This window comes from Mycobacterium sp. ML4 (assembly GCF_054515735.1).
In genome coordinates this window covers 1-9,668 of the sequence record NZ_JBTNSY010000054.1, presented here as the reverse complement: position 1 = coordinate 9,668, position 9,668 = coordinate 1, and the positions used below count along the sequence as shown (strand labels likewise).

Annotated in this window: 8 protein-coding genes and 1 tRNA gene; 8 read left to right on the top strand and 1 reads right to left on the bottom strand. The window is 63.4% G+C overall.

What is annotated here, in order from left to right; all coding sequences use genetic code 11:
* The first annotated feature begins 188 nt into the window (after positions 1-188).
* A complete protein-coding gene (locus tag ACX9NE_RS28915; protein ID WP_459365183.1) occupies positions 189-986 on the top strand; it encodes a GAF and ANTAR domain-containing protein in 798 nt (265 codons plus the stop codon).
* Positions 987-1,088: 102 nt separating this feature from the next.
* On the opposite strand, the gene ACX9NE_RS28910 is transcribed toward ACX9NE_RS28915, so the two are convergent.
* Positions 1,089-1,153 (bottom strand) — tRNA-Phe (locus ACX9NE_RS28910).
* A gap of 168 nt (positions 1,154-1,321) precedes the next feature.
* Here ACX9NE_RS28910 and ACX9NE_RS28905 point away from each other — a divergent pair.
* From ACX9NE_RS28905 to ACX9NE_RS28875, 7 genes are all read left to right on the top strand, one after another.
* A complete protein-coding gene (locus ACX9NE_RS28905) occupies positions 1,322-2,875 on the top strand; it encodes a rolling circle replication-associated protein (RefSeq protein ID WP_459365182.1) in 1,554 nt (517 codons plus the stop codon).
* 973 nt (positions 2,876-3,848) lie between these two features.
* Positions 3,849-4,352: a helix-turn-helix domain-containing protein gene (locus tag ACX9NE_RS28900; protein ID WP_459365181.1), complete on the top strand. Its 504-nt coding sequence runs from the start codon at positions 3,849-3,851 to the stop codon at positions 4,350-4,352.
* A 30-nt stretch (positions 4,353-4,382) separates the two neighbouring features.
* A complete protein-coding gene (locus tag ACX9NE_RS28895) occupies positions 4,383-4,991 on the top strand; it encodes a PIN domain-containing protein (RefSeq protein ID WP_459365180.1) in 609 nt (202 codons plus the stop codon).
* A gap of 290 nt (positions 4,992-5,281) precedes the next feature.
* Positions 5,282-5,707, top strand: coding sequence for a hypothetical protein (locus ACX9NE_RS28890; protein WP_459365179.1), 426 nt, complete (start codon positions 5,282-5,284; stop codon positions 5,705-5,707).
* 191 nt (positions 5,708-5,898) lie between these two features.
* Positions 5,899-7,056 carry an ImmA/IrrE family metallo-endopeptidase gene (locus tag ACX9NE_RS28885; protein WP_459365178.1) on the top strand — a complete coding sequence of 386 codons (1,158 nt, stop codon included), beginning with the start codon at positions 5,899-5,901 and terminating at the stop codon, positions 7,054-7,056.
* Complete coding sequence (locus ACX9NE_RS28880) at positions 7,056-7,544, top strand: DUF4411 family protein (RefSeq protein ID WP_459365177.1); 489 nt, start codon at positions 7,056-7,058, stop codon at positions 7,542-7,544. The genes ACX9NE_RS28885 and ACX9NE_RS28880 overlap by 1 nt, the downstream gene beginning before the upstream one ends.
* Before the next feature lie 147 nt (positions 7,545-7,691).
* Positions 7,692-9,632 (top strand): type I restriction-modification system subunit M, encoded by a 1,941-nt coding sequence (locus tag ACX9NE_RS28875; RefSeq protein WP_459365176.1) that lies wholly within the window; start codon positions 7,692-7,694, stop codon positions 9,630-9,632.
* Positions 9,633-9,668 lie beyond the last annotated feature (36 nt).

Sequence of the window (9,668 nt, the reverse complement as noted above, 5' to 3'; positions counted from 1 at the left end):
CGCTTCAGCGCGATAACCTGCGGGCCCGGAGGACAGACGTCCGAAAAGCGTGGTGCTCGATCCGTGAACGATCCCTCAAGACGTTTTCAGGGAAACTGCGGCGTGCCCGCCCGTCGGCACCCGGCGGACTTCCTCGCGACACGATCGAGAGTTACGTTTGTCATCAAGGGTGTACCCGAGGAGGGATGTTGGCCGACTTCGACGCCCAGCCGGGTCGTGAAGTTTCGCCCGAGCTCTCCCCCACCCAGCGGGAAGCGGACGAGGCCGAACTGCATGCAGGGCTGCGCGGAGTGGCCGCAATCGTGGCGGGCGCTCGCGGCGTGATCGATCTTCTCCGGGACGTGGCGGAGTTCGCGGCCCAGGCGATCCCAGCCGCCGAAGGTGTGGGCGTCGCACTGATCGACCCCAGCCACGGCATCTCCAGCGTCCACACCTGGGCGGCGACAGCGGCACTCGTCTACGAAATCGACAAAGTTCAGTACGACGAACTGAAGGAAGGGCCCTGCATCACCTGTATGCAATCTCGACGACCCACAGTGAGTGGGTCGCTGGGCAGTGACGCCCGTTGGCCGCACTTCGGCGGCCGGGTGGCGCGAATGCGTATGCACTCTGCGCTGGCGCTTCCGTTGATCGTCAGCGAACAGGTGATCGGCTCGATCAATGCCTACGCCAAGAACCGCGACGCGTTCGCCGAGCACGCCGTGCAGTTGGGGTCCCAGTTCGCCAGGCCCGCTGCCGTATCGGTGTACAACGCGCAATTGCTTGCCAGTGCCCACGAACGGACGACGCGATTGCAGCGTGCCTTGGACAGCCGATCGGTGATCGATCAAGCGATCGGCGTCATCCGCAGCCGGTCGGGAGGCAGCGCGGACGAGGCCTTCGAACGGCTCACCCACATGAGCCAAACCGAGAACGTGAAGCTGTACGTCGTCGCCGAGCGGCTGGTCGAGGAGGCTGCGCGGCGCGCCCGCGCGCGGCGCCGCTGAACCAGTCAATGGGTTTGCCGATTCGCCATCAAGTTTGTCGGCGACGTCCGCGAGCGGCACATTCGAGTCGCCGGAAAAGCCGTTGGCCGCAAGTTCTCGCGGTGGCCAGGGGCGGGATCGAACCGCCGACCTTCCGCTTTTCAGGCGGGCAGAATAGCCACTGACCTGCGGTTTATCTGCGTCTGCGCGCCCTATGCGCCGCGTTGAGCAGGGCTGACGCTTTCAGCCTGTCCGGCGAACGGACATAAACCGGACACGGTGCTTGCACTCCCTATCAGGAGCTTCCGCACTGCCACTTGCGTTGTGGGCAGCCTGTGGGGCTCCGGGGAGCAGGCATGCCGATGCCCAGAATCGCATCGTCAGCGACCGTCTCGACACCGTCGGCGGGCGGCTCGACATCCGCCACTGAGCACCTGTCATCGCGGCATGGTGTCGCTGCCGCCTCGGTTGACGGGAGGTCGCGAGCGCCCGAGGCCGCCAGGCCGCAGGGCGGGAGAGCGACAGCGGTCGGCCAGACGTCGACCGAGGCGCCGAGCCTCAGCCCGGCCGCGGCCGGCGGGCTTGTTATATGTGCCGAAAATGTCCGCAACCCGCTCGCCGACGGGGTCGCGGCTGGCGATCTGCGGGCGATCGACGCATTGGGGCTGCGCTTCCCGAGTCCCGAGATGGTCGCCGCAGCTGCAGCGCTGTTCGAACCGGCGGCACCGTGGGCGTGCGGCCGTGGTCGTCGCGGCACCGAACCTGAATCCGGACGGTTTCGCATCACTGTGGGCCCCGGCGTAGTGCGGCTCGGGTGGACCAATCCCGTCCGCGCAGAGAAAGCCGCCAAGCGGGCCGTCGGTCATCGCCAACGTGACGTCGAGGATGCCAAGCTGCAAATCAGAGACGACCTCACTCGCACAGGCGGGAACGATGATCAGGCCGTCGTGTCTTCGACACGACGGAGCGCTACGGCAACCGACCAGCGCTATACCGGTGGTGTCATCACCGAGTGGTCCCGCAAATCACGCTCGGCGATGTGCCGCACCTTCGCTGAACTCGACTACAGCCCCCTTGTGGAGTCCGGCCGTGTCCCGGCCATGGTCACTCTCACCTATCCCGGCGACTGGGAGGTCGTCGCCCCGGACGGCGCCAGCGTGAAACGCCACATGGTGTTGTGGCGCAAACGATTTCAACGCGAATACGGAGAACTTGCCCGCTACATCTGGAAGTTGGAGTTTCAGCGGCGGGGCGCCCCGCATATTCACCTGTGGTTGGCACCCCCGATTTCGTCAGGACGATCAGGCCGGGGCTTCGCGCAATGGTTATCCGAGACGTGGGCGCAGATCGTCGACCATCCTGATGCCGAGCAGAAGGCGCGGCACCGGCTCGCCGGGACTGCCATCGATGTGCGCAACGGACTGAAAGCCTGCGACCCCAAACGGCTGGCCATCTACTTCACCAAGCACTCATCGCCGAACCTGCACGGCGACAAGGAGTATCAGCACATCGTTCCGGACCTTTGGCGGCGACCCGGACGCGGCCCCGGCAGATTCTGGGGCGTGTACGGACTCAAGAAAGCCATCACCGTGGTCGAAGTCGCCCAGGACGCGTACCTGGCGGCTCGCCGGATAGTCCGGCGGTGGTCACGCAGCCTAGCAGTATACGGCAATCCCGGTAGCAGTTTCCCGACTGCCGTCGTGCCGCGAACGGCTACTCGGCTGGTCCCCCGTGTTGTTCAGAACACCGGTGCAATGACGCATCGGCGGGTACGACGACGGCGAGCCCTCTGTGATCAGGGCGGCCTCGCGGGCGGGTACGCGCTGGTGAATAACGGCCCAGCCTTCACCACCAAGCTAGCCGCAGCATTGTCGCTACGTAGCGCGGGGAGCGAAACGCATTCATCTTAAGCATGTTCCACCATCCGCAATTGCGGCTCGGTGGCCGACAAAAATTTTCGGTTCGGATGTCGCGCCAGCCGATTTCGCCGCTTAGGGTCAGAACATGGTCACTCCTCCCGCCCTACTCCGGACGTCTTCAGGGCGTCCATCTTCCTGGCACCGCTGGGTCCTCAACGCGTTGTACAACTTTGACCGATACACGATCGATGACTGGCTGGGTCTCATGAGACAGAATCTCCTCAGGCCAGAAAGCGTGACCCCGATGCAGACCGCTCGCTACACCGTTGATGTATTGAGCCACGTTAGGACGCTCACATCGGCGACGGCGAGCCTTGCCTCACATGGCGATCGGGCAGCCCGCTCCCAATTGGCTGATGCCGCTGTCGACTTGAAGAGCGCGCTCGATCACCTTTGCGGAGCGCGCGATGAGCTACTGAAAGCAGCCGGTGCTGAACGTATTACGGATATCGAGTAGGGACGGTTCCACTCACAGACATACCCAATAATGCGGCCGCGAGGATTCGATCTCATTGAGGACTCGGTGTCGCCGTGCGGGCCACCCCAATGCAGGCATCTCGGCACACCGTCTACGCACTGCCTTATGTTAGACAAGTCCCTACGGCGACCACAGTTCTTGCTTCATACGGCAGCCGCGTAGCCGGCCATCAACTGGGCGACAACGCTCTCGACTTGAAGTCCGCTCTCAAAGGTCTACGTTAAGCACTAGACCATCGGACGAAAGCCGCTTGCGCCGAACGGGTTACCGACGATTGGCGTCGGGAAATTGCCATCGCCGCGCAAGAGATTCTCGCCATAGCGACTACCTGCTGAGCGAGACCCCAAAAGGTGTGGCACATTGATAACGAGGGGTTACGGCCCTGCCCACGTCTTGACCACCCAAGGCTTACCCGATTTTCGTAACTTTCGCAATTCCGCTAAGATGGCTGCAGTTCCGACGGTGGGATAAGAGGAAGTGGGACCCATGAGCAACGCCTCCGCGGAGATTGTGAGCCCGGTTCCGGCCGATGCCGGCGGGCTTGCCGATGTCCTCAGCTTCATGGAAGCGCACGAGGCCCGTCACGGGAGCTCTCGTGAGCCTGCCTTCTTCTTGTCCGGCTCGGGCGAGCACGATCGTGTCGAACTGACCGAGCAGCTTTACGAAGTCCTCAAGCGTGTCGCCCACGCCCTCAGCCACGGCCAGTCCATAAGTATCTTGACTCGCGACCGAGAAATCTCCACCCAGCAGGCCGCCGAGATCCTCGGCCTGAGCCGCCCCACGGTAGTTCGCCTGATCGAGGACGGCGAGTTGCACGCGCACGTGCCCGGCGCTGTACGTCGCAAGCTACGGCTTGCCGACGTTCTTGCCTACCGCGAGGAGCTTCGTGCCCGACGCAACCGGTTCATCACCGAGAGCTCAGCGGAGTTCGCGGATGCCGAGGCCGACGAGGTCGCCGAGTTGCTCGCCGAGGCGAAACGCGCGCGTTGACCGTCCGCGGCGCCTGAAAGGCTCGCCTACGTGTATCGCGCCGTCCTCGACACCTGCGCACTTGTGCCGAGCCTTCAGCGTGACTTTCTGTTGCAGCTGGCCAACGAGGAGGCCTACGCCCCGGTTTGGGGGTCTGGGATCCTCTTCGAGCTGGACTATGTCCTCGCCGGCTTGCACGACAGGCGCGGGATCACTGATAGCGCCAGTCGCCGTCAGCACCTTTTCGACCAGCTGAAGGAGGCGTTCCCTGGTTCAGAAGTTCATGCACCCAAAGACCGCGAATACAGCTACGGGCTCAACGATCCCGATGACGGCCACGTCGCCCACGCCGCGATCATCGGCAAAGCCGACGCCATCGTCACCGACGATCGCCGGGCCGGGTCCAGCACAGCACGCGTGCTCGTAGAGGCCGACATCGAGACCGTGCACCCATATCAGTTCACTGCCAACACGGTGTCAGCGCACCCGCACGCAGGAGTCCGTGCGTTGCGAGAGGTGTCGAATCGCCGAGCCAACCCGCCGCAGACCCCAAAGCAGGTCCTCCAGCTGCTAGTGACACGGCACAACATGACCGAGGTCGCCGAAATCCAGCTTCAGCTGTTGTCGGATACCGGAGACCCGGCTGACCAAGCGGGGTAAGCGCTCACCAAGCAAGTTCTGGTCGGTGATCGACCAGCCGTACTTGCAGCGGTCGAGGCGGCGTGCGCAACCCCAACAACGCCAACGCACTTCCATCATCAATGTCGGACCCCGCACTTACGCTGACCCCGAACCACACTGAGGAGGACCGGTATGAATAAGGCCGAGCGTCTGTGGAATCTGCGGGACGCAATGCTGGCGTGGCTGTACGAGCTACGGGTCGAAGGGGCCACCATTGCCGAGGCAAAAACTGCGGCCTTCATGGAGGCGACTTCGCACTGGAGTGGCTCATGGAGGAGGGCTACGTCGACGGCACCGGCACCATGCAGAGGATCGTTCTCCGGCCACACTTGACCCCCTACGGCGAGAAGTACGCAGCGTCGGGCAAGTCGGTGCGTGACCTGCCCGGCGTCGCCGATGTGCAAAGCCCGTATCTGCACATCGAAAGCAGCAGCGGTATCGCCGTTGCATTCAACAGTCCCGGCGCTACGCAGACTGTCACCGTCCAGCAGAAGGTAGAACAGGCGCGCACACTCGCCGATGCCATCGAACAGGCATTGCCCGCGATCGCCGATGTACAGGTCCTCGGCGCCGCCGAACAGCTGGTATCGGAGATCCGCGGTGAGTCGAACTCGGATTCCCCGTCCCCGGGTCGACTCAAGACGTTGGCCACCGCGGCGAGACCTCGATCGTTACCGCGGCTGGCACCGAGGTAGGCAAGGTGATCATCGAGGCGGCGCTACCACTGCAGTCTTGATCAGTCGCATCACCGCGGCCCGCCGCGAAATGGGTAGGCCAGGACTTCTGAGTCGGCCGTCTCGGTTGAATCTCGTCGGCGGGGTCGACGCGCCCCAGAGTGTTGGCTGCGGCACACTGGCACCGTGCAGGGAAGGAGGTGGCGGGCACCGTGGTAGTTCGTGTCGAGGTCGCGCCCAGCCTTCTCGAATGGGCCGTCGAGCGCGCCGGCTGGGATGACGAAACCACGCAGCGGCGCGCACCGAAGCTCGACGAGTGGATCAGCGGCGAGCTGCGGCCGACCCTAAAGCAGCTGGAAAGCTTCGCCCAGGCAACTCATACCCCGTTCGGTCTGTTGTTCCTGCCCGAGCCGCCGAGCGAGCCGGTGCCCATCCCGGACATGCGCACCGTCGGCAACGCGACGGTTCCTCGACCCTCCGTCGACCTACTGGACACAATCTACATCTGTCAGACCAGACAGGACTGGTACCGCGAATACCTTCGAGACCAAGGTGCTCCCGAGTTGGAGTTCGTCGGCTCCTCGGCGACCGACATGCCCGTCGCCGACGCGGCCCGGGCGATCCGTGCGGCCCTCGACTTCGACCTGACTAAGCGCGGCGTGTTCACGAATTCCGACGATGCGCTGCGGCAACTGATCGATCGCATTGAGGCGATCGGTGTGCTCGTGATGGTGAACGGCATTGTCGGCGGTGACACTCACCGCGCCCTGGACCCGGAGGAGTTCCGGGGCTTCGCGCTGTCCGATCCGATCGCTCCACTGATCTTCGTCAATGGCGCCGACACCAAGGCAGCGCAGATCTTCACCCTGATTCACGAACTCGCTCATGTCTGGCTCGGCGGCAGCGCCCTGTCCGCCGCCGCGATGGTTGCGCGAGACGGTGTGACCGAGGAGGTGTGGTGCAACCAGGTAGCCGCCGAGGTCCTGGTACCGCTGGCCGCCCTCCGCCGCGACTACCAGGGCGAGCCGTCGCCCCAGGAACTGACAAGGCTGGCCCGCCGGTACCGGGTGAGCACTCTGGTGATCCTCAAGCGCCTGTTCGACGCACGCTTCCTCGGCTGGGATGACTACCGGGAGCGGTACGAGGCCGAGAGGGAGGCGGTCATCGAATTGGCGAAGCACCGCCGTGGAGAGAACTCCGGCGGGAACTACTACAACACCCAGCCGCTGCGCCTGAGCCGCCAGTTCGCACGCGCCGTGGTCACCAGCACCTACCAAGGCGATACCAGCTTCCGAGATGCCTTCCAGCTCCTCGGAACCAAGAAGCACGAAACCTTCGCCCGCCTGGCTGACGAGATCGGGATCGGTTGATGTACCTGGTTGACTCGAACGTTCTCATCGAGGCCAAGAACCGCTACTACGCCTTCGACATCGCCCCAGGGTTCTGGGAGTGGCTTGAAGGTGCGCATGCCGCCGGCGAGGTAGGCAGCATCGAGGCCGTCCGCAAGGAGTTAGTCGACGGTAACGATGAACTGGCGGAGTGGGCGAAGGCGAATACTGCCTTCTTCGAGACGATCGATCAGGCCACGACGGCACATTTCCCGGCACTCACCGCTTGGGCGGCATCTCGCCCCTTCACCCCTGCCGCACTTGCGGCGTTCACCGGCAACCAGGCCGACTACCAGCTGGTGGCCCACGCGCGTGGCCACAACCACGTTCTGGTGACCCACGAACTCCCAGAACCGAACTCGCGAAGGCGGGTGAAAATCCCAGATGCGTGCACTGCGATCGGCGCCACGTACATGGACCCGTTCGAGATGATGCGTCGCACCGGAGCGAAACTGGTACTAGACACCTGACCTGTTGATTGTCCCCGCCCGACGACTCGCCTCGCCGTAGTCACCGCTGCGCGACATACAGCCGTGGAATCACTTCGAATGCCCAACTTCGATGTAACGTTTCCGATACATTTTCACGGGTGACCGGGACCGATCGAGGGCAACACATTGGCTGACGCAGCAAACAACGGGACGACCGCGCGGATCGTGTGGGACACCGCCGACAAGTACCTCCGACACATAGTCGACGAGGAGGACTACGGCGACTACATCCTCCCGTTCACGGTGCTCCGCCGGCTGGAGTGCATGCTCGCGGACACCAAGCAAGAGGTGACTGCGTTCGTCGCTTCACTTGCCGGGATGCCGCCACATCTGATCGACATCGCGGTGAAGGACAAGTTTGGGCTGAGCTTCTACAACGTCTCACCGCTCGACCTCGCCACGATCGCATCGGTCGACGACAACGTGCACAAGTCCCTGCAGAGCTACATCGACGGCTTCTCCAACAACATCGCCGACATCTGGACCTCCTTCGAGTTCAACCGCCGCGCGAAGGTTCTCGCCGACGCCAACCGCCTCCACTCCGTGGTGAAGCACTTCTCGAAGCTCAACCTGTCGCCGAAGGAACTCGCCAACACCGCGATGGGCGATGTCTTCGAGGACGTGATGTACCGGGCCTTCAACAAGAAGGGCAAGGCCGCGGGCAACTTCTACACCCCGCGCGATGCGATCAAGCTCATGGTGGACATCTTGATCACCAACGATGACGATGGCCTCGCGGGCGAGAGTGCCTTGCGCTCAATCTACGACCCGACCGCCGGCTCCGGCGGCATGCTGCTCGTCGCGCAGGACGCGCTCAAGCGGATGAACGGAAAGATCGACGTCACGCTCTACGGGCAAGAACTCATGCCGTCGGCGTTCGCCCTCGGCAAAGCCGACCTGCTGATCCAGGGCGGCCGACCGGACGCGATCAAGCAGGGCAACACCCTCATCGAGGATCTGTACGCGGATCAGACCTTCGACTACGTGCTCTCCAATCCTCCGTTCGGTAACGACTGGGAGGCAGACGAGAAGGCGGTCAAAGAACAGGCCAAAGTGCACGGGTCGCGCTTCAGTCACGGTCTACCGGGTACCAGTGACGGTCAGATGTTGTTCCTGGCGCACTGCGCATCGAAGCTCAGCCCCGCGGCGAAGAACGGTCAGGGTGGCCGCGCTGCGGTTGTCTCGAACCAATCGCCGCTGTTCAACAGCGACAACGGGCCAAACTCGATCCGTCAGTGGCTCCTCGAAGAAGACCTGATCGACGCGATCATCGGGCTGCCCACGAGCATGTTCTACGGCACCGGTATCGCGACCTATGTCTGGATCCTGGACACGAACAAGGATCCTGACCGAAAGGGCAAGATCCAGCTGATCGACGGATCGGGCCAGTGGGACTCCATGCGGAAACCGATGGGTGACAAGCGCCGCGAGATGGGGAAGACCCATCGGAAAACGCTGATGGAGGCGTACAAGGCGTTTGATCAGGCTGACCGTGCGATCTCTCGCGTGATGACTCCCGAGGACTTCAGGTTCCGTGACGTGCCCGTGTACAAGCAGGCACGGTTCGGGACGTGCTACAGCGACGCAGTCGTTGAATCGTTGCGCAGTCGTCGAGACTTCACCGAGGATCACGCCGGGATCCTGCGTTCCCTCGACGGCACCCCTTGGAACGATCTTCCGAAGGCGTTGCCGGAGGCCGCGCAGGTTGCAGGGGTGAAGGCCTCGGTTGGTTTGGTTGACGCCGCGATGAAGGCGATGGCGGTGCAGGATGACTCCGCACCACTCGCGGTAGACCGGAAGGGCCGGCCGGTCGTCGCCGCTGATTGGAAGCTGACTGAGCGTGTGCCGCTAAGCGAGGATCTGACCGAGCACATGGAGCACGAAGTACTGCCGTACGCGCCGGACGCTCTGTGGGACGAGAGCAAGGCTAAGCACGGCACGGACATCCCCTTCAGGCGGATCTTTTACGTGCCCGAAGAGCCCCGGCCGCTTGCGGCAATCGACGCGGACGTGCAGAAACTCATGAGTGAGCTCGCTGAGATGTTCACGACTGTGAGTAACGAATGAGCGAATTTAGTGGGAAGTCTTCGCACTCGCCGACAT